Source organism: Enterococcus sp. AMC1086 (genome assembly GCF_058216575.1).
Genome location: NZ_CM177100.1, coordinates 2,952,886 through 2,974,583 on the forward strand (window position 1 = coordinate 2,952,886; position 21,698 = coordinate 2,974,583).

A 21,698-nucleotide genomic window follows, 5' to 3' on the forward strand; every position below is an offset into this window, starting at 1 on the left:
TTTTCTATTAATGAGTAAATCCGTGCACATGTGCTTCTTGTTTTTCATGACATAAAATACGTGCATTATTCAATTCATCAATACATTGTTGGAAATCTCTGATCAATGCTGTTGCCATATTTTGTCCTAAATCTGCACGACAGACAAAACGTTGAATTACTTGATTGTCTAAATCGTCCGGTAATGGATAAGCAGGTACTTGCCATCCTCTCATAAGCAAACGATCGGCTAGATCATAAAGTGTCCATTCTACATCAGCGTCTTCTTTCAGTGCATAACAGACGATCGGCAGATTCGCCCCATCATTATAGATATCAAACAGCCCTGTTTCTTCTACAGCTTTTGCGATACATACAGCACCGGCTTTCGTGCGTTCTTGAATTTCTTTGTAGCCATCAAAACCATAACGATAGAAGTTGTAATATTGGCCGATGATTTGGCTCGCGCTTCTAGAGAAATTGATCGCCATTGTTGGCATGTGTCCACCTAAATAGCTTACGTCAAAGATCAATTCTTCTGGTAAGTATTCTTTGTCTCTCCAGATGATCCACCCTACTCCTGGGTATACTAATCCATATTTATGACCAGATGTATTGATTGAAACCACATTTTTTAAACGGAAGTCCCAAACTAATTCTGGGTCTACAAACGGTACAAACATTGCACCACTAGCACCATCAATATGGATAACTAATTCGTGTTCATGTGTTTGATTGTATGCTTCTGCTAGTTCATCTAATGCTTTGATATCATCAAATTTACCAGTGTAAGTGATCCCTAAAATCCCTACCACACCAATCGTATAATCATCCACATAGTCCATTACTTTATCGATATTCATGCTTAGTTTGCCGTTATCCATTGGGACTTCACGCATTTCGATATCCCAATACACGCAGAATTTTTCCCAACATACTTGATATCCTGAAGAAATGATTAGATTTGGCTTTTGGGCATTTAAATCTAGACCACGTTTGATTGCTTGGTTACGCCATCTAAATTTCATCGCCATACCGCCTAACATACACGCTTCACTTGATCCTACTGTGGAGGTTCCCATGATTCGCTCGCTGTTTGGCGCATTCCACAAGTCTGCTAAAATGTTGACACAGCCTGTTTCTAGTTCCGCTGTTTGTGGGTATTCTGATTTATCGATGGCATTTTTTTCCATTGTTTCTGACATTAATTGGGTTACTTCTGGATCCATATACGTTTGACAGAATGTTGCTAAGTTTTGACGAGCGTTTCCTTCATCAATTAATTGATCTTTGATTAAACGGTAAGCTACTTCTGGTTCTACAGATTCTTTTCTTAGTCGACTCATTACAACGTCTTCACTTGATGCTTCTGTTCCAAAAATTGGGGTTGTAAAATCTGTTTGATTTGTCATTATTGAGTTCCTCCATTTGAATTCTTATTTTATTTTGTCTTCTATTTGTCTGATTAATTAAGTGATTTGATTGTTTCTTTTTTATCCGCTAAAAAGGTAACTGGTTTATCTACTTGTAGTAAATCGTCTGTTATAGTAACTTTACTGATTTGGCTGTTATCATAACTATTGAAATAGTACGTACGTGTTTCGTTACACATTGTGCCAACATATTGAGAGTAATCTTCTGTATCTTCTGCTGTCACAACGATTCCTTTTGGAATTCGAACAGTTGCAAGAATATGGTAAGCATTTGTAACACCGCTCGTTTCATCTTCTGCTTGTGCGATATGTTCTTTGAAAAAGGCTGCACGAACAAAACGTTCAGGTGGTGTATAACCTCCTGGTAATCCTAACGTACCTGTTCCTTGTGAGAAAGGAAGGGCTGTGTAGGTTCCAAAAGTTGCTGGTGCAAATTGTTTTGGTTGAACGTGTAAATAGTTTCTTAAATTTTCTACATGCCATTCAAAACAAGGAGTATTCGTCATTACACCTACTGGATTTTCTTTGATGTGTAATTCTTCTTCTGTCGGTTCAATAATCACACAACGACCAGATTCATCAGTAATGATCCAATGAAGCGGTGTGACAATATTTAACATAGGGGCTTTAAGCGCCACTAAGTTGATTTCTTTTAGTTGCTCTTCTACTTCTTTGATTGATGCACAATTTCCTAATATCCATAAAATCAATTCATGTGGAGCTAAATTCATTTTATTTTCTTTTGCTTCAGTCTGATAATGTACTTCTCCTGGTAGATATAATTCTGCGATAGATAAGCCAGTCTCATTGACCCCATCTGCAACGAAGTAGGCTGAGCCTAGTAAACGTCCTGCTCCTACAAATCCATAACTATTTTTATGTGTTACGTCCTCGGCCTCAGCTGTCCATGTATAGTTTCTTGGCATATAGATAGGACTTGGGTCTAGCGGAAAGGAGAAATCCATCGTTCTTGATAATAAGTGTTTGCCATCTTTCGTTTCTGTAAAAATACTTGTGCACATAATGTCACGTCCTTTTCTTATAATTGGTTTTCTTTACAATTCTTATTCTACTGCATTTTTAGCTTTGTTTTTTTTTCATTCTGTCCGTTCTATCGACAAAATTGTTCACTTCATTTTTGTCGATAGACGATCAGCTTGATCTATTATGATTGATTCTCTACTGCTAGTAATTCTTGATTATTATCTAATTGAGAGTGTCCAGCCAAGTGTTTCTTTTGAAGCTTGTTCATCGCGATTCCTAGTAATAAAACAAAGACAACGAATAAAATACTTAAAATCGTAACGCTCTTATTAAACATTGGTGCCCCTATTCCGCCTGAAATAGCTTCACGGAAACCATAAATAGAATACGACATTGGAAGGTACGGATGGATCGCATTAAAGAATCCATTAGTTAATGGCATTGGGAAGGTTCCACCTGCCCCGCCTAGTTGTAATACGAGTAAGACCATTGCAACAAATCGACCTGGATTATCAAAAGCCATTGCGAAGAACATAACAATGAACATGTAGGACCACGCACTGATCAAGGCTAAGAGATAGAACTGACCGATATTATCAACGTGTAAGCCAATAGCTAACATTAGTGTCGCTTCGATGACTGCCATTCCTGAAGAAACGATAAACCCAATTGCTACTTTACTCAACCACCAATCGCGAGCAGATTGACCTGCCATCGCTACTTTTCGAATCGGGAATACGAAGTTAAAGACCAGACAGCCGACAAATAATGCAAGCGACATAATATACGGTGTCAATGCTTCACCATAGTTTGAGACATGGCTGTATTCTTTTAGTTTTAAATCTGTTGGCGCTGCGAACATTTCAATATTCTTTTCACCTAAGTTAGCTTTGCCTGCCATCGCTGCCGCTTCTCCAAGGGCACTAGCTAACTGACCAGATCCATCTTCTAATTGATCTACACCACTTAGTAATTGTGGAGAGTTGGCATTTAATTCAACTAATCCTGAATTTAATTGACCCGCACCACTATTTAATTGCGAAACACCAGATGCTAGAGTCGGCATCTGACCATACATTTGGTCTAAGCCAGCTGACAATTGATTGCTTCCTGTTGCTAATTGATTCACACCAGATAATGCTACTGGGATTTCTCCATTTAGCATGGTTAAATCTTGTGAAGCTTGATCTAAGTCTCGTACTAGTGTAGAGGCATGACCTGAAAGTGGTGGTAAATCGGCTAATCCTAAAAGTCCGTTTGTACCAGATTCAATTTCATTTAAGCCATTTTTTAGATTGTTTGTATTGGCTGAAATACCTGCTGCTAATTCGCTTAAGGCTTTGGCCTGAACAGCTAAATTCTCTGCTGACGCTGTAGCATGGTCAATATTTTGAGTAAGCGCAGCTGTTTCAGAGTGGATTTTTGCATTTTGTTCCGTTTCAAAAGCAGCGATTTGTCCACTAATGTCTGCGATCAATTGCATTTTTGTTGCTTCTTCAATTCCTTCTTGACGACGAATACTGTCTGAAATTTGATTTTGTAACGCAGTTGAATCAATAGATATTTTATTATTTAACTCGTTTAATTGTGCGCCAATTTGTTGTAGTTCAGTTGAGACTTGAGCAGATTCAACTGAAGTGTTTGCCATTAATTGGGCATCTGATAATACTTTGTCTAAATCAGCTTTAGCTTGATTCAAGTTATTTTGAATCGTTTCTTTTGACGTTGGATCTAGCGTGTTTTCAACACTTTGTAAAGCTTGTTCTAATTCTTTGCTTCCTCTAGATAATTCGTTTAACCCAGCATTTAGTGCTGCGATTTTACCTGTTAAAGGTTGGACTTTTCCGTTGACTGTTCCAAGTGCCGAGCTTAATTGTGAAGCACCTGCATCTAACTCTGAAACGCCTGATGTCAATGGTGCGATATTGCCCGCTAACTCATTTGTTCCATCCGCTAATTGAGTCGAACCATCTAATACTTGTGATACACCACCAGTATATTGAGCCAAACCATCTTGTAATTGTGTCGTACCACTCGCTAACTGACTGGCGCCATCTGAGGCTTGATCCATACCTTTGGCCGCTTCTTTTCCTACCTCATTTAAGGCAGTTACATAAGATTCTGTCACACTATCTCTTACCTGAGACTCTAAAGTAGTCGCACCTATTTGAGAAATTTCTTCGCCAATATAGTTAAGAGAACCATTAGTTGTATACGTGATATCCATTTTTTTCGGATTTTTATCTAAAAGAGTCGTAGCATCTTTTGAAAAATCTTTTGGAATGGTCACGATCATGTAATAATGTAAATCTTCCATTCCTTTTTTCGCATCTTCTGCTGAAACAAACTCCCATTTTAAATCATGGTTGCCTTTCAGCTGTTTTACCACTTGATCTCCGACATTGACTTTTTGCCCCATCATCTCGACTGGTTTGTCTTCATTGACAACGGCGACTGGTAAATCTTTCGCTCGTCCATAAGGATCCCATACTGATTTTGAGAAAAATCCGGCATAGAGAATGGGGATAAACGTAATGGCGATCACCGATACTAACAACATTTTATTTTTGAAAATATTAATGAATTCTTGTTTGATCATTTTCATATTTTAAGTACTCCTTTTTTGTGATGTGTCTTTCTTTTCTGATTGATGACGACTATAGAAGTGATAGAACACAAATGGAATCGCCAATGTAACAATGTAACTAATACCAAGAGTAATTAAATACGTATGGATTTCAGCTCCTTTTAACTCCCCTGGTGCTATCATAGAAGACCCAATCGCAAGAAGTGAGACAAGTAATCCTGAACCACCGATCAAGGCTTTGCCGATTTTCCCACCTGGTACTTGATATGTCCGTTCTAAATCTTGGTTTGACCGTTTAAAAATCAAGACAAAGTATGCTACAAAGAATAAAACATAAGCACTTAAGTAAATAATTACGGTTAAGGAAATCGCTGTTAGGAAAGAAACATTACTTCCGCCACCGCCTAAAGTAAGGACTGCTGCCCAAACTGTAACTACAATTCCTTGTAAAATTAATAGTGGTACTGGAACTTTATTATCATTTACTTTTTTAAATCGTGCAGGGATCAATCCTTTTTTCGCTACTGTACGCAACCCCTCTGTTGGGCCGACGATCCATGAACAAACTTGAGCCAAGACTCCAAATGCTACTAAGATTGCAACTAATTTTACAACCCATGTTAGTTGACCATTTTCAGCTAAAATAAGGGTTTGGAACGTTTGAACTACACCTGAGTTCAACGATAATTTGTCAGCTGGAATAACCATTGATACAGCACTTCCACCGATTGTACTTAAAACAATTCCGACGATGACCAAGATAAACATCACAAGTGGATAATTTTTCTTGGGATTTTCTAATTCCGTAATATGAGGCGCTGATGCTTCAACACCCATGTACGCTAACATGAAGGATGCCAATGCGGCGAAATCTTTGCCTTTTGGCAAAAAGCCTTTGTCCGTGAAAGAATGGGCAACTGGATGTCCACCAATCAGAGTATATTTAATAGTCAAAATCAACATCAAACCAACAGGAACGATGATCCCAAAGACAAATCCTGCTTTGGCTACTTTTGCCGTTGTTTCTGTTCCTTTAAATTGTAAAAGTGTTGCGATCCAAAAGATCAATACCACACTGATAAATTTCAATAGTGGATTTGTGTTTAAGGCCGGCACACCTACTGCATACGATAATGATCCGATGATAAAGTAAATCATTGTTACAAATCCTACGGTGATTTGGAACCACTGGAAGAAGATTGCTGCAAACCCGAATTTCTCTCCTAGTGTCTTACCGACCCAACCGAAGATCCCTCCTTCTTGGTAGCCTTTAATGGTGGCCATTTCAGCCGAACATAATGCTACAGGTAAGAACCAGAATAGCCCGCAGACTAATAAGAAGAAGACTAAAGTTAAACCAGACATTGCGAATGTCGGATATTCATAAACTGTGATAAATAATGAAGCGGTCATAGCGAAGAAGCTAAACCTTGATAATTTCTTTTTTGTTTCAGACATTTTCTTATTCCCTTCGTTTTTTGATTTTATAAGACAAAACAACAATGTTTATCATTTGGTGTTCCCGTTTCAACTATCGTTATTTTTTGACTTATTTAAAATGCAGCGATCAGATAATTAATTCCTGCTAACAGTAGATAAAAACCTACTAAAAATGCGATTGTCAAAGCTGATACTACAGGATTTAAAAATAATAAAATCCCAATGATAATTCCTAAAATATTCACGATAAGTGAAAAATAGTAATAGCCATTACTAATTTGTTTTGCCACATCTTTGTGTAGAACTCTTTCAACTGAATCGCAAATGAACCAGATTGCAAAAATAAATGGTGAGACAACCATGCCTAACGCTAAATGTAATAAGAAGAATATTCCAACTAATAAATCAATGATTCCTATAACAAGAATCCAATTAGAATGAATCCCTTCGATTTCTTTCATCTTATCTCGTGCAACTAATTCAACTACCCCTTTAACGATTGCTATAATTGAAAAGAATATAACTAATGCTGCTAAATCCTGTGTTGGATTTTGAAAAGCTAATATAGAAACCCATATAAACAATGCTCCTATAATAAAATAACCAATCTTAAATTTTTTCTCTTTTACCATAATTCTAATTCCTCCATTCTTATTGTCCCAGCTGACTGTTATTATCGTGTGTCAACTTTATATATGTAGTATAGAAGAAAAGAGGACTCTCAAAATTCCACATATTGTCGCATGACACGAAAAAATCGAAAAATAACACTCGTTACTTTAAAAAAAGCAAAAAAAAAAGAGAGAAAAATCCTATAAAAGCCGCCATTTTACGACAAAACTTCTATAGGAATCTTTCTCTTTATTTAGTCTCAATACCATTTACTCTGGATCTGATTGATCTATTGTACTGCTTTTTAACGGTACTTGGAATGTGTTATTTATGTTTTGGACCATTTTTTGTAGATTCTGTAATAACAACACGATCCAGCTAAACGCCAACATGAATGACAATAATTCAAATGCGGTCAGCGATAAATAATGTACTCCTTGAAATAGGATAACTACTGCAACTAAAGCTGCAGCGATCAAATAAGAAATCGTTAAAAATTCTTTTGTAACTCTTGGCAATAACCATTTAATGCCGACGATCAAGATTACGATCAAATAAACTAGATATTCAGCTACATGATTATGCACACCTTGAAATCGCCCTGTCTCAGTATATGGAAATAACCCAACTGCTCCAAGATCCAATGCAGTCAATGTTAATAAAATCCGCAAGGTCGTCAGACGCCTGCTGTTTGGGATCGCTTTTTGCAACTCTACGAATAGCCCATCTATCAAAGCCACCATCAACAATGAAGAAAACATCAACGTTACATTAAACTGCCAACGATTTTTCGCTTCGATCGTTCCCAAAAAACTAAAGTTAAACTGCCACCACTGATGATCTCTATTGGTGATCATCGCAAGTAATACCCCACCAATAATCACAAAAATCAACAAACTAGTTAATTTAGCAGGTGTAATAGAAAGTGCCGAATAAATCATAAAATAATTGATCACTCCAGCAAACAAGAAAAAAATCATCGCAGATGTAAAATGATCAAATGTTGCACCGATAAATACCAAACCGATCACTTTGAATAAAACTAACAAAGAAAAAACCAAAATAACGATAAAAGATAACAAAATCGTTGGGAAGTTACGCCAATAAATATCCTTTGATTGCGTCGTGATTTGATCTCTCTTTCCTTTAACAAAGAAAAATATAAAGCTAAGAACACCACTCAATACGCCAATGGAAAGAGCATAATTTGCAATTGACCCTGGCCCAACTAAAGCAATCTGATTTTTGCCAGTGTAGAATAAGTATCCTAAAAATAGAATACTGATCACGCTTGTCGGAATTAAAAACCATCTTAAAGAAAGTGTCTGATTTCCCGCCCTTTTCTTTTTAGGTTCAATCACTATCTTTTGATCTTTAATGCTTACTATCACGTCATCTTCATTTTCTAAATCAAATTCTTCAACTACTTTTTCCGGCAATGTAATACTAAACTGCTTTTTTTCCATGCTCATTCCCCCTGTGCTTCACTTTACGTCTCATAAACATTATAGATTTATTAATTGTAAAAGCAATACATTCGTTCATTTTTTTAAATGAATTATTGATAAACCAGATTGACATAATAGATAAAAAAAATGATGAGCATTTATCGATAAGAAAGAAAATCCTTCCCTACATACTATTTTCTTCCTATATTAAATAATTTCACTTGTTTTTAAATTCCTTTTTCATACAAACGCATAATTCATCTCCAATAAATTCACCGTAATTTGGAATAATCTGATATCCTTGTTTTTCATAAAATCGAATAGCACCTGACATATCTTTTCCTGTCTCCAAAACAGCTTTTTGATAGCCTTTTTTTACCATGTCTGTTTCTAATGCTTGGATAATCTCTCCAGCAGCGCCACTACCTCGACTTGTTTGTTTGACATACATTCGTTTTATTTCTGGCGTTTGCTTATCTAAAAGCTTCCAACAACCGCATCCAACTGCTTTTCCCTCATCATATGCGACAACTGCACAAGCCATCTTCGTTAGATCATGCTGGTTTTGATAACTTTGTGCAATCTCTTGGCCCCATTCTTCGTTGAAAAAATCATTTAGTTCTGTGATTAAATTTAGTAAATCTGAATGATCTGTTGTCACTCGCTTTATTTGGATCATCGTATCCCCTCTACTTTTCAATTTTTGATTCATTTTTACTTCCTGTTTTGATTGTATTCATTCGTTTCGTTTTATTTATCTATTTTAACAAAAAAAAGAGGCTAGGGGATAACTCTACGAGTTATCCCCTAGCCTTAATAAAAGGTGGGAGCAGAAGCAACTTCTTCAGAAACAAACGCTTCTGTCCCAATTCCTCCTAAAGTTTATATTGATATTTCTTCTATTTAAGTCTCTCAGGCATCATACTTTCTAAAAAGCCCCAAACACCGTTGCTGATTCTTAATTCATCTCGATCATAGTGAGAAAGTTCTGTTCTGATTAACTGATCTTGACCATCTAGTACTTTTTGTGCCCAATGAGGATCAATCAAAATTGCTCGTCCAACAGCAGCTAGGTCTGCCGTTGCCAAAACTTCTTTTGCATCTTTACCATTTCTGATATCCCCTACACCGATCAGCGGAAGACGATCCTGAATTGTTTCTTTTATATACTCGATAATTGGTTTTTCTTTAAAATCATCACTCACTGAATGATTCCTATAATTACCGACGGATAGATGGAGATAATCCAACGGTTTGTTCGCTAATAAATCGACCAAGAATAATGTATCACTCAAACGAATCCCAGGTTCTTCATATTCTTCTGGGGAAAAACGATACCCCACAATAAAATCTTTCACACCGGATTGATCGACAACTTCTGTTACACCATCAACTAAATCATTAATAAATTTGACTCTTTTTTCTAGAGATCCACCCCATTCATCTGTCCGCCGATTAGAATGTGGAGAAAAGAATTGTTGGATCAAGTAAGTATTTGCTCCGTGAATCTCTACGCCATCAAAACCTGCTCTAATTGCTCTTTTTGTCGCTTTTTTAAAACTTTCTAAAATGTCAAAAATCTCTTCTTCTGTTAATTCCCTTGGTGTTTGTGCATTAGGTCGTTCAGCGGCAACAGCACTTGGTGCAACAGGTTGAACACCATGTAAGATTTTAGAATCCGTCATCCGCCCAGCATGAAAAATTTGAAGAATCGCTTTTGTATGATTCTTCTTGATCGCTGCGGCTAATTTAGCTAGTCCTGGAATAAAGCGGTCATCATACACGCCCAATTCTCCATCCCATCCTTTACCACCTTCATGAACATTGGCGGCAGCTGTGATAAATGCACCAACTTCCCCAGTTCGTAGTGCATAATACTCAATTTCATCATTTGTGACAGTACCATCAAAAAATGACATCTGTGTCGTCATCGGTGCAACAACCAGTCTATTTTTCACGTGTAAGCCTCTTTTAAAGGTTAGTCCCGTATCTACATTATTCATTGAATTTCCTCCCTTGATTTTACATGCATGCACATGCAACTATTTACATAGTAAAGAATAAAAGACTAAAAAGCAACTCCTTAGTCTTCTATATAAAATACTTTTTTAAAATAGCATTTACTTCCTGCTCCACAGATGATACTAAATTTGCCCCTTCAACGGTCAAATCTACATACACGCCACGTTTATCATCTGTACAAATTCTTCTTTCAATCATCGGATGATTTCTATCTTCTAGCCTATTGATCATACGAGACAATGCACTTTGGCTCAAACACAGATGATTTCCTAAATCATTCAGCCTCATGTGGCACCCATTTTGCTTGAGTTGATATAACGCATAATACTCACTTGTTGTGAGTTGACTATTTTTCTTCAGCATTTCTTCTAATTTTTTTTCAACCATGGACTGCTTTTTTGTATAGTCCAGCCATTGAGATATAAGAGGTGTTTCCATTTAATCATCCCTCCTTGAGTATTCTTTCAACTAATTATAGTTTGCTTGTTTTTAGTGTAAAAGTCAAAATTTTAAGAAAGGTTCAAACAAAATAAAAGCCATGGACCTTAGCCACATGACTTTATTTGGTTACTTTTTTATTTAACTCGCATTCAAAATCCACATAAACCCTACAAAAACAAAGAACAACGCATACATGATCGGTGAGACTTCTTTTCCACGTTTTGCAGCAATCATTGTAATTGGATAGAAAATAAAACCAAGCGCAATTCCATCAGAAATACTGTAAGTCAAAGGCATTCCTAAAAGAATCAAAAATGAAGGAATTGCAATTTCCATTTCTTTCCATTTGATTTGGCTAAGAGATTGAGCCATTAAAACACCCACAACAATTAACGCTGGTGCTGTTACTTGCGAGGTTACTACTGAAAGTAATGGAGAGAAAAATAATCCAACAATGAAGAAAAGACCTGTTGTTACAGCTGTTAAACCGGAACGTCCGCCAACTGCGATTCCTGCAGAAGATTCTACATATGCACCAACTGGAGAAGTTCCTAAAAGAGAACCTGCTAACATCGCTGTTGAATCCGCAGCTAATGCTTTTCCAACTCGGGGCATTTTATTCTCTTTCATAAAACCAGCCTGATTCGCTAAACCGACAAGAGTTCCAGCTGTATCAAAGAAAGTTACTAATAAGAACGTCAACACTACGACCCATAATTGTAGAGAATTAATGTCTCCAACATGTTTTAACGCAACTAAAAATGTTGGTTTCAGACTTGGAGCTGCTGAAATGATTTTAGCCGGCACTTCAATCAAACCCGTTACCAATCCCAAAATAGTTGTTGCGGTCATCCCGATAAAAATCCCGCCAGGAACACGACGCACCATCATAATCGCTGTAATCACTAAGCCAAAAATAGTCAGCCAAGTTGAGCCTACATTCAATGGTCCTAAAGCCACCAACGTTGACTCATTTGAAACAATGATCCCACCTTCGCTTAATCCTAGAAAAGCGATGAACAGACCAATTCCGCCAGAAATAGCGTATTTCAAATCTGCAGGTATAGCGTCAATGATCAATTCACGTAGTTTAAAGACCGTGATCAAAATGAAGATTAAAGACGCCACAAAAACGCCAGCTAACGCCGTTTCCCAAGGAACTCCCATTCCGACACAAACAGAATAAGCAAAAAAGGCATTGATTCCTAGCGCTGGTGCTGTTGCGATCGGATACTTAGCAAAAATCCCCATCAAAATACAGCCTAATGCACTAGCTAGTGCTGTCGCAGTGAAGACTGCGCCTTCGTCCATTCCGGAAGCCCCCAAGACCGTAGGGTTTACAAACAAAATATACGCCATTGAAATAAATGTCGTAAATCCAGCTAAAAATTCACGTTTCACTGTAGTATTTAATTCGTTGATCTCAAAATAGGCAATAATTTTTTCTTTCACCTGATATCCTCCTAAAATATGAATAATAACTTGTTCTTAAAATGCCAATAATTACTTAAACAACGTGTTCAATCATATAATAAACAAAAGGATAAGTAAATACTAAGGTGAAACTTATGGCTTATCTAAAAATGCTCATTTATGAGACACGACATTTAATCCAATTTCTTGTCATATCGTCACTTTTGAGATTTTTTTACCATATTAACTATAAATTTAAAATTACTTTCTTTTGAGTTGAGGAACTTCTTGTTAAAATAGAATACAAAATGAATTTTAGGACGAAAATATTAACTATTGATGCGAATTTAGATGATAATTTTAGCATACAAATTTTGTGATGATATACCGTATAGCACAATTTTAGATATAGACATAATTGATATCCAACATTTTTTTGAAAATAATAAAGAATTATTAAACTCTAAAAAAAATAGTGGTTGGCTTATTATATATAAAACAATAGAGGAATTAAAAATTAAAATTACAGAAGAAGGAGTAAATTATTACGTATTATTCTCTTCATATGGGCTTACAGGTTGGATACTAGACAAAGATTTAGCAATAGAAAATATCTAATGATTCAGTATTTTAAAGAAAAAAATCCATAAATAACAGGAAAATTGTATATACTCAATGAAGACTATAATATGGCAATTACTTGTGCAATTCAATTATATACCAATAAACTAAATGATTGGGTATTGCAGTTATATACATGTTTGTGATAGTAAAGCTAAAAATCTCTCTATGTAGAGGTTTTTTATAGTAAAGGGATAACACCTAAACTTATATCTAAAACTATACACCCATAACCACTATTTTAGGAAACTTTTCTTACAGAGCAACTGACATGCTATTTTATACAAAATCCAATTACAGAGTATCTCATAAAAAAATAGCCCTCAAAAATTGTTGCTTTCGCATACAACTTTTGAGAGCATCTTCTTGCTTAAGCACGTACTTTGACTTGAACAGTTTTTTCTACTTCATTTCCATCTGAGTCTGTCACAGAATAAGTAACTGTGAATTTTCCTTTTTTGGTAATTACACCTCCATCTACAGGTACAGTGCTTTCTTTTACCGTAACCTTAAGATCCCCATCTTCTTTATCCTCTGCACTAACTCCAGCATATGGATCAAATATATTCCCCACTTTTGTTGGTGGAAGTGGATCACTACAGTAAATTACAGGTTGCCACTTTAGAGGTAATTTATATTCAACATTAGGTTTTCCATAGTTAGTGTAATCAGGATTTGCTGCTGATTCTACATTCATAGTCAAATAGTCAGTATCTTCGTCGATCTCTTCTTCATTCCACGTAACACTATTGTCGCCATCTGTTAATCCATTATCACTAACGTTAATAATTGGCATTTTTTGTACCTTATCCATAAGATCTGTACTTGTATTTTCTATTACTAACGGGCTTTTTCCTACAGTTACTGCTGGAAGCTCAACCGTTTGTCTATCATAGTATATTCCAAGCCACAAGGCATTTTTATGAGGCATTTTTGTCAGTTTGTTGAAGTCATCTAAGTGATTTCCAGCTAATTGTAATGTTCCCATCTTAGGTGCTGTATTAAATTTAGCCAATACATCAAATGCGGAATTATCTAGATTCAAATTATGCAAGAACAATATCCATAGGTTCGGTAATTTTGTTTCCAATAAAGGTGAAATATCAGTAATATTATGATTGTTATAGAGTTGTAAATTATTTAGTTTATGATTTTCCCAACCTCTAAGAGGACTAAGATCTGTTACCTCGTTACTTGAGAAATGAAATGCTTGATTGTTATGCATATATTTTATTCCTTCGATACTCTTAACACCTTTACTATTAATATTTACATAAGTGATTTTATCTAATTCTGCCTGTGTCACTACCTCATTGGGAGATTTTTTTAATTGATCTGCTATATACTTCGCAAATGCAGGATCAGGAAAAATCTCACAGATTTTTGTCGCTTCCTTCAAATTGACAAAAGCTTCCGCAGAATCTCCGAATCCAACGAACAAAAAAGTTGTGAAAATTACACTCATCAAACCCAAATAGATTTTCTTTTTCATACCAAAACACTCCTTTTTTTTACAAAAATAAATATATCACATTAATTAATATTTATCAATCTTTTTTTAAAATTTAATTCATCCTAAATATTTGTTTTTTATAACTAAAAAAACTTATACTATACAGTATATAAAAAATTATTATAAAAATCATCTAAGATGGACTATTTTCATACAAATTATCTCTGGATTTTTTGCTATATAAAAACAGTTACCGAATTGAGCATTACGAGCGAGAAAAGTTTAACTCATTCTACACAAAAAACGGCGTAGAATTATACTATCCTACACCATTTTTTAGATTATATTAATAAAAAATACGCCAACAAAATACGATTACTAAGCTATGTTTTTCTAAGTAAACTCATAATACTTGTTTAATATTTCAAATTAATGGAGGACATCCTTCAAATTCATTTAGTGCCAGAGGATGGAAATATAGCGGATAATGTACTCAATTTTTTTTACTGATCATTTACAAGACATTCTAAAAACTTACCACGGCTGATCCGTAGGTCCTACTGTAAACTCATTGACATTCACATCTTCTGGCTGATCGATTGCATAAGCAACGATACTTGCTACGCGATCAGGGCTAATGCCATATTGTTTGTACAATCCTGTCATTCCTTCAGCTGTTTTTTGATCAGTGATCGTGTCTAATAATGCTGTATTGATTGCAGCAGGATAAAGTGTTGCTGTACGAATATGTGTCCCTTCTTGTGCCGATTCCATACGCAACACTTCCATTAAATCTCGCACAGCCCACTTTGTTGCACCATAAACTGCACCGCCTGGATAAGCTTTGAGTCCTGCAACAGAAGACGTAGCAATAATATGCCCTGATTTTTGTTCAATGAATGAAGGCAATACTGCACCGATTCCGTTTAGAACACCCTTAATATTGACATCGACCATTTGATGCCATTCATCTATTTTAAGTGCGGATAATGGTGAATTCGGCATGATTCCTGCGTTTAAAAATAGTACATCAACTTTTCCATAGTGTTCTTTGGCAAGTGCTACAAGCTTTCGATTATCTTCTTGTTTTGTAACGTCTGTCACTTGATAAATAGCATCGCCAGACGCTGCATTAATCTGTTCTACAATTTTCGCAAGCGGCTTTTCACGTCGTGCCCCTAAAACTACTTTTGCTCCCTTTTCAGCTAATAACTTCGCTGTCGCTTCGCCAATACCTGATGAAGCACCTGTAATAATAACTACTTTATCTCTAATCGTCATAGTATTTTTCTCCCTTACTTTTATTAAAATCGAACTCTGTCAAGGTGCTACTTTGAGTCCATCCGTTATTTCACGGATTTTCTTAGCTGGACTACCGGCTACAATAACATTCTTCGGGACACTTTTGATGACCGTCGAATCCGCCGCAACGATTGAATTTTCACCAATTATTACCCCAGGTAAGATCGTAACATTGGCGCCAATCCAAGCATTTCTTTTAATAAGGATGGGGTCTACTTTCAATCCTCTTCTTTTTTTTGGCTCAATCAAATGATTAACTGTAATAAATGTTGAACCCGGTCCAATCAATACATCATCTTCAATTGTTATTCCACCCAAATCTACAAACGTCACGTTCTGATTAACAAAAATATTTTTTCCAAACGTAATATGGCGGCCGAAATCACTATAAAATGGTTGTGAAATCGTGACAGAATCAGCAATTTTTTCCCCAGTGATCTCTTTCATGTATTCTAACCTTTCTTCTTGCGTGTGGTACTGCGTATTCAGCTCCGTCAATAGTCGTTCATTGGCTTGTTTTATTACATGAATTTCATTAAATAGATCAGAATTTTGTATTATCTCTTTGCCAACTAATTTTTTTTGCAACTCACGGTTTGCCATATAACCCCTCCTAAAAAAAATAATCTAATTTACTGTCTTTATTTTACCTGAATACGTTATACTTAACTAATACCTATATAGAATACTCATACATAACTTTTATCTATAGAAAGGGCGATTTTTATGGAGCTTCGTGTCATAAATTATTTTTTAACCGTAGCAAGAGAGAAAACAATCAGTAAGGCGGCTGAGGTACTGCATCTTTCTCAGCCAACGCTTTCAAAACAATTGAAAGAATTAGAAGAAGAACTCGGGGTGTGTCTATTTGAACGTGGAAATCGATTTATAACATTGACTGAAGCAGGTGTTTACTTAGAAAGCAAAGGGAAAGAAATTTTATCTTTAGTTGACTCAACAACAACAAACTTAATAAAGAACGACGTTATTAGCGGAGAAATTACAATTGGTGGAGGGGAAACTCAGGCTTTTAACTTTATTGCTGAGCGTATACAGAAATTAAGGGAAGAACATCCTGACATTCATGTTCATTTATATAGTGGAAATGCGGATGATGTGCTGGAGAAAATCGATAAAGGGTTATTAGATTTTGGGTTAGTTATTGACCCTGTAGAAAAACAAAAATATGACTATCTGCGTCTACCTTTGATAGATCATTGGGGAATTCTAGTGCATAATACGAGCCCATTACGTTCATTAAAAAGTGTGACACCAAACGATATCCAGCATATACCATTATTGATTTCAAATCAGTCACTCGTAGACAATCAACTGGCAGAGTGGCTTGGTAAAAATATCGATCACTTCAATGTGATAGGAACCTATAATTTATTGTATAATGCTTCTTTATTTGTAAAACAAGAGGTTGCAAGTGCTCTTTGTATCAATGGCATTATCAATACTGCTGAAACGAACCTAACATTCATTCCTTTTTCACCACCATTAAGAGCGACTATTAGTCTTGTATGGAAGAAAAACCAAATTTTTTCTAATGCTTCAAGTGCCTTATTAGAACTCCTTAACCCTATTGATTAAAATAAAAGTGGCTGGAAAGAAAGCATTTCAGCTTATTTCCGAAGGAGTTGTTTTTGTTTCCACAGTTTATTCACATTTAGGGCGTGAGACAAAAGTGAATTTTACTTTTATCTCACGCCCATTTTCATCAATTATCCGAATAACTGTATAATTTTCAATTCTGAAATAAGACTAAATCATTTTTTATGACCAATCAGACATATCCTACTTTAGTAGAAGGTTAATTTTTAAAACGAACCAACTTACAGCATTATAGCTCATATGAGTGGCCATTTCAGATAGGATTGATGCTTCCTGATTCTAATAACTTTTTCTATATATGATTTTAACTCAACGCTTTCTTCCTATTTTTGAGTTGATCTAACGCAAAAATCACTATTGGTAAATAATTAAAAATAAAACTAATTCTCTGGCAAAAACCAATCTTATTTAATACCGGTAGATGACTAATCGCTGGTATTCTAGCTAATCCATAAATGCCCGCAAAAATGAAACTAATTAGTAATAAAATAAAATACAGTCTGCTATGCTTTGCTTTCCCTTCTTTTTTATAAAGTAAAAATAAAAAGAGCGGAAACAATAAAAAACCTGCATATCCTAACCCAGAACCAATATTATGAACCCAGGTCGAAAAATTCCAATTTGTTTGCTCTGTGTTGATACTAAATAATCCAGTAAAAATGCAATCGCCTACTCCGTATAACCCAATTGCAAGAACTAGCCATTTAGCCAAGGTCGTTGACGTGTTGGTGAATGTTTGATACATTGCAGGAATTGCTAAAACAAATAGGATCCCTGATACCACAGACCAAACTAAAAATGCTTGTCGCACCGGACTTTCTACATCACCAAATACACTGATCACCATAGTCATTTGATTTACTTTAGGATAAAAAATACCTAAAATATACGGTGTTAAAAAATCGCTAATTGCACCTAATAAAAGAAAATAAAAGCCATATTTTTTAAGAAAATTCATGTCGTTCCTCCTACGTCAAATTTCTCTTATCGTTTTTCCATTTCATTATACGCAATTATGACATAATTTTGTAATCATAATTCTTTAGACAGGAAAAAAACTCCTTTTGCATGCTTGCTTTTCCACTTTAATTAGCAAACGGTTTCATTTATAATACAAATAAGAGAAGCAATCGCAACTAACTTATTTTAAAAAAATCAAATTCGGAGGCAATAACTATGCTAAACATCGATATTCCAACAATGAGGTCAAATTTGCGTGAAAATGATGCAAAACGGGATGCTGGTTTAACCGAACCTGATACCTTAGAAATAGTCAAAAATTTGTCTTATGGTCCCTATGGTGATGAAAATACTTTTGATATTTACTATCCAAAAGGTACCGATAAATGTCTACCAACGATCATCAATATTCACGGCGGCGGATTTTTTTATGGGGATAAAGAGCTTTATCGTTTTTACACCATGTATTTAGCAACACAAGGATTTACTGTGGTAAATTTCAATTATCGTTTAGCGCCCGATCATCAGTATCCTGCTCCTTTAGAAGATACGAATAATTTGATGAATTGGTTAGTTGAACATGGAGAAAGTTATTACGTTGAGTTGAATCACCTGTTTTTAATCGGTGACAGTGCTGGTGGACAACTAGTCGAACAATATGCAGCGATGATCAGTAATCCTAATTATGGACAAAAGTTTCCGTTTAAAATCGCAACGGTCAACTTTAAAGCTGTTGCCATGAATTGTGGCGCTTATTTCCTTGGACAAAACGTTGCACTCAATCAAGACTTTCCATTTTACTTTGGTGAAACAATCACACCAACACTTGAGAGCCAATTCCCTGTAGAGAGCTATATTACAGAAAATTTCCCACCATCATTTGTGGCAACGGCTACACATGATTTTCTAAAAGATGTGGCTGAACCTTTAGCAGATTTACTGAAATCAAAAGGGATCGAAACCTTTTACAAACTTTATGCAAATCAAGACAACTCTGATCTAGGACATGTCTTTCACCTAAATCAAAAAAGCGATATTGCTAAAGAATGTAATAATGATGAAATTGCTTTTTTCAAAAGGTTTTTTTAAGAGACAGGTAAAAGGGATTTTAAGTAAAGGCGGAGGGTCGAATAATGCATTATTTAAGTATTGATGTTGGTGGGACGTATATAAAATTCGGGTTGATTGATAGAGCTGGTAACTTTATCCAAACCTGGCAACACTCAACACCAAAAACGCTAGAGCTGTTTAAAGAAACAATCCGTTGCGAACTAGACGCGCAAAAAGGCAAAATCAAAGGCCTTGCGATGAGTTGTCCCGGTAGAGTTGATTCAACTAAAGGGTACATTCACACTGGAGGTTCATTACTATTTCTGTATGATTTTCCAATGAAAAAATGGATTGCTAGTATTACGGATCTACCATTTTCGGTGCTCAACGATGGAAAAGCTGCGGCTTTAGCTGAATGGTGGATCGGCAACCTAAAGGGGATCGAAAATGGAGCAGCTGTTGTTTTGGGAACTGGTATTGGCGGTGGCTTGATTTTAGATAATCATTTGCATCAAGGACCCAATTTTCAAGCAGGTGAATTAAGCTTTCTAATACGGCAATCGCAGAATCCTATGCAACCACAACTCTTTGATTATTATGGTTCAGCCGTAAAATTCATGGCAGAAGCGACCAATATCTTAAATGTGTCAAAAGAGGATCATGCCTCTGTTTTTAACGCGATTTCAACACAATCATCCGCCGATTTGACGGTTTTATTTGAAAATTACTGTCGAGATATCGCCATTCTTCTGACAGACATGCAAGTTATGTTAGATTTGAAAAAAATCGTGATTGGTGGCGGAATCAGCGCCCAAGATAGCTTGATTGGAATGATCCAGCTACAGTATATCAACATCAGACAAAAAGAAACTATGCTGGGGCAAACATTTGAGCCTCTCATTATTGAAGCGTGTGCATTTAGAAATTCGTCGAATTTATTAGGGGCATTATATCACTTATTTGTTGAGATAGAGAGTTCAACATTGACTAAAAACAAAATAAAGGATGTGAGATAAGCGCAAAAATTGCGCTTTTTTCACATCCTACATCCAACTAATCGATTGACTTTGTTTCATTACGATAATAAACTTCATCAAGAAAAAGACCTTGAGAAGGGACCGTCATCCCAGCATCACTTCTGATTTTATGTTCAAATATCTCGTCGATCGTTTCAAGTTTCATCGTTCCAGACCCAATCTCTAAAATAGTCCCCATAATTATTCGTACCATTTTATATAAGAAGCCATCCCCGACAAAAGTAAAATGAAGCATACTTCCCTCTTGTTGAATAGAAAGCTCATTGATCGTTCTGGTCGTTGATTTTTTCGTCTTTTTAAGCGATGAAAACCCGATAAAATCATGGGTTCCTATCAGTTTTTGACAAGCCTCATTCATCAGCTCATGATTAAGTTTTTCAGAATATTGAAAACTAAAGTGCCGTTCAAAAGCTGATGGGATCACATCATTCCAGACATGATAGCTATATTTTTTCCCTGTTGCATTATAGCGCGCATGAAATCTTTCAGGTACTTCTTCTACTTTTTTTACAACAATATCTCGTGGCAAATAACGATTCAAAAACGCGAGCATTTCTGCCAAACTTAGTGTGGTATTCGTTTTGAAATTAGCAATCTGCCCTCTTGCATGTGTTCCGGCATCCGTCCTGCCCGAGCCAATAATTTCTATTTTTGAGCTGGTCATTTGTGTTAAGATATTCTCGATTTTTCCTTGAATCGTTTTATCAGAGTCACCCAACCTTTGCCAGCCTAAATATCTAGTTCCATCATACTCAATTGTTAGTTTAATATTTCTCATTTGTATCTCCTTGCATCGCTCTATTTAATCTAAAAATCTCCAGCTCCTTTAGTATACTCTATGATGCGTACTATGAAAAATTCTTTTGTCTTCCTATTCCAACTTATCGTTCTATTGACATACTATTCATACTGATTTACACTAAACATAGACGTTCATCTATACACAGGAGGAATAGATATGGGTTATGAAAACTTGTCATTTGTGCTTAAAGCGATGGCGGATCCGAATAGAATGAAAATAATCGATCTTCTCTCATACAGTAGCATGTGCGCTTGTGATGTATTGAGACATTTCGATTTTACTCAACCTACTCTTTCTCATCATATGAAAGTTCTAGAAAAAGCGGAGATCGTTTCAGTAAACAAACAAAAGCAATGGCATTACTATTCTTTAAATGAAGAGTTTGTTCATAAATTCATGCGTTCCATGGCACACTTACTTTCCGATAGTGGCACAGATTGTCTCTGCCAAAGCAAAGAGACACAAGAAAATTTAACAAAATAAGGAGATTGTTAGTAA

At 35.8% G+C, this 21,698-nt stretch carries 20 protein-coding genes; 5 read left to right on the forward strand and 15 right to left on the reverse strand.

Features of this window, described 5'->3' with window-relative positions:
• Positions 1–7: 7 nt before the first annotated feature.
• The 10 genes from gad to AC4BC4_RS13930 all read right to left on the reverse strand — a co-directional run bounded on the left by gad (position 8) and on the right by AC4BC4_RS13930 (position 12,397).
• Positions 8–1,390 (reverse strand): glutamate decarboxylase, encoded by a 1,383-nt coding sequence (gad, locus tag AC4BC4_RS13885; protein ID WP_490476067.1) that lies wholly within the window; start codon positions 1,388–1,390, stop codon positions 8–10.
• A gap of 53 nt (positions 1,391–1,443) precedes the next feature.
• Complete coding sequence (locus AC4BC4_RS13890; protein WP_490476068.1) at positions 1,444–2,433, reverse strand: choloylglycine hydrolase family protein; 990 nt, start codon at positions 2,431–2,433, stop codon at positions 1,444–1,446.
• A gap of 143 nt (positions 2,434–2,576) precedes the next feature.
• Positions 2,577–5,000: a YhgE/Pip family protein gene (locus AC4BC4_RS13895; protein WP_490476069.1), complete on the reverse strand. Its 2,424-nt coding sequence runs from the start codon at positions 4,998–5,000 to the stop codon at positions 2,577–2,579.
• A gap of 3 nt (positions 5,001–5,003) precedes the next feature.
• Entirely contained in the window at positions 5,004–6,440 is a 1,437-nt protein-coding gene (locus AC4BC4_RS13900; protein ID WP_490476070.1) for an amino acid permease, read from the reverse strand.
• A 95-nt stretch (positions 6,441–6,535) separates the two neighbouring features.
• On the reverse strand, positions 6,536–7,054 hold the full coding sequence (locus AC4BC4_RS13905; RefSeq protein WP_438758216.1) for an HdeD family acid-resistance protein: 519 nt from the start codon (positions 7,052–7,054) through the stop codon (positions 6,536–6,538).
• 249 nt (positions 7,055–7,303) lie between these two features.
• The gene (locus AC4BC4_RS13910; RefSeq protein WP_490476071.1) at positions 7,304–8,500 is read right to left on the reverse strand and encodes an AbrB/MazE/SpoVT family DNA-binding domain-containing protein; all 1,197 of its coding nucleotides are present in this window, start codon (positions 8,498–8,500) and stop codon (positions 7,304–7,306) included.
• Positions 8,501–8,699: 199 nt separating this feature from the next.
• Complete coding sequence (locus AC4BC4_RS13915) at positions 8,700–9,194, reverse strand: GNAT family N-acetyltransferase (protein ID WP_490476072.1); 495 nt, start codon at positions 9,192–9,194, stop codon at positions 8,700–8,702.
• Positions 9,195–9,381: 187 nt separating this feature from the next.
• On the reverse strand, positions 9,382–10,485 hold the full coding sequence (locus tag AC4BC4_RS13920; protein ID WP_490476073.1) for an NADH-dependent flavin oxidoreductase: 1,104 nt from the start codon (positions 10,483–10,485) through the stop codon (positions 9,382–9,384).
• 88 nt (positions 10,486–10,573) lie between these two features.
• Positions 10,574–10,942 carry a MarR family winged helix-turn-helix transcriptional regulator gene (locus AC4BC4_RS13925; protein WP_490476074.1) on the reverse strand — a complete coding sequence of 123 codons (369 nt, stop codon included), beginning with the start codon at positions 10,940–10,942 and terminating at the stop codon, positions 10,574–10,576.
• Between the two features lie 141 nt (positions 10,943–11,083).
• Complete coding sequence (locus AC4BC4_RS13930; protein ID WP_490476075.1) at positions 11,084–12,397, reverse strand: NCS2 family permease; 1,314 nt, start codon at positions 12,395–12,397, stop codon at positions 11,084–11,086.
• A 312-nt stretch (positions 12,398–12,709) separates the two neighbouring features.
• Here AC4BC4_RS13930 and AC4BC4_RS13935 point away from each other — a divergent pair, with 312 nt between their 5' ends.
• Complete coding sequence (locus AC4BC4_RS13935; RefSeq protein ID WP_490476076.1) at positions 12,710–12,976, forward strand: hypothetical protein; 267 nt, start codon at positions 12,710–12,712, stop codon at positions 12,974–12,976.
• 373 nt (positions 12,977–13,349) lie between these two features.
• Here the strand turns inward: AC4BC4_RS13935 and AC4BC4_RS13940 are convergent, their stop codons facing one another.
• The 3 genes from AC4BC4_RS13940 to AC4BC4_RS13950 all read right to left on the reverse strand — a co-directional run bounded on the left by AC4BC4_RS13940 (position 13,350) and on the right by AC4BC4_RS13950 (position 16,337).
• Positions 13,350–14,471, reverse strand: coding sequence for an internalin N-terminal domain-containing protein (locus AC4BC4_RS13940; protein WP_490476077.1), 1,122 nt, complete (start codon positions 14,469–14,471; stop codon positions 13,350–13,352).
• A 495-nt stretch (positions 14,472–14,966) separates the two neighbouring features.
• On the reverse strand, positions 14,967–15,713 hold the full coding sequence (locus AC4BC4_RS13945; protein WP_490476078.1) for an SDR family oxidoreductase: 747 nt from the start codon (positions 15,711–15,713) through the stop codon (positions 14,967–14,969).
• Between the two features lie 39 nt (positions 15,714–15,752).
• Positions 15,753–16,337, reverse strand: coding sequence for a DapH/DapD/GlmU-related protein (locus AC4BC4_RS13950; protein ID WP_490476079.1), 585 nt, complete (start codon positions 16,335–16,337; stop codon positions 15,753–15,755).
• Positions 16,338–16,460: 123 nt separating this feature from the next.
• On the opposite strand from AC4BC4_RS13950, the gene AC4BC4_RS13955 reads away from it, so the two are divergent.
• Positions 16,461–17,330, forward strand: a complete 870-nt coding sequence (locus tag AC4BC4_RS13955; RefSeq protein ID WP_490476080.1) for a LysR family transcriptional regulator — start codon at positions 16,461–16,463, stop codon at positions 17,328–17,330.
• A 325-nt stretch (positions 17,331–17,655) separates the two neighbouring features.
• On the opposite strand, the gene AC4BC4_RS13960 is transcribed toward AC4BC4_RS13955, so the two are convergent.
• Entirely contained in the window at positions 17,656–18,309 is a 654-nt protein-coding gene (locus AC4BC4_RS13960; protein WP_490476081.1) for a DUF998 domain-containing protein, read from the reverse strand.
• Between the two features lie 218 nt (positions 18,310–18,527).
• On the opposite strand from AC4BC4_RS13960, the gene AC4BC4_RS13965 reads away from it, so the two are divergent.
• The gene (locus AC4BC4_RS13965) at positions 18,528–19,400 is read left to right on the forward strand and encodes an alpha/beta hydrolase (RefSeq protein WP_490476082.1); all 873 of its coding nucleotides are present in this window, start codon (positions 18,528–18,530) and stop codon (positions 19,398–19,400) included.
• 44 nt (positions 19,401–19,444) lie between these two features.
• On the forward strand, positions 19,445–20,377 hold the full coding sequence (locus AC4BC4_RS13970) for an ROK family protein (RefSeq protein WP_490476083.1): 933 nt from the start codon (positions 19,445–19,447) through the stop codon (positions 20,375–20,377).
• Positions 20,378–20,414: 37 nt separating this feature from the next.
• Here AC4BC4_RS13970 and truA read toward each other — a convergent pair whose 3' ends face one another.
• A complete protein-coding gene (gene truA / locus AC4BC4_RS13975) occupies positions 20,415–21,176 on the reverse strand; it encodes a tRNA pseudouridine(38-40) synthase TruA (RefSeq protein ID WP_490476084.1) in 762 nt (253 codons plus the stop codon).
• 180 nt (positions 21,177–21,356) lie between these two features.
• On the opposite strand from truA, the gene AC4BC4_RS13980 reads away from it, so the two are divergent.
• The gene (locus tag AC4BC4_RS13980) at positions 21,357–21,683 is read left to right on the forward strand and encodes an ArsR/SmtB family transcription factor (RefSeq protein WP_490476085.1); all 327 of its coding nucleotides are present in this window, start codon (positions 21,357–21,359) and stop codon (positions 21,681–21,683) included.
• The last annotated feature ends 15 nt before the right edge of the window (positions 21,684–21,698 follow it).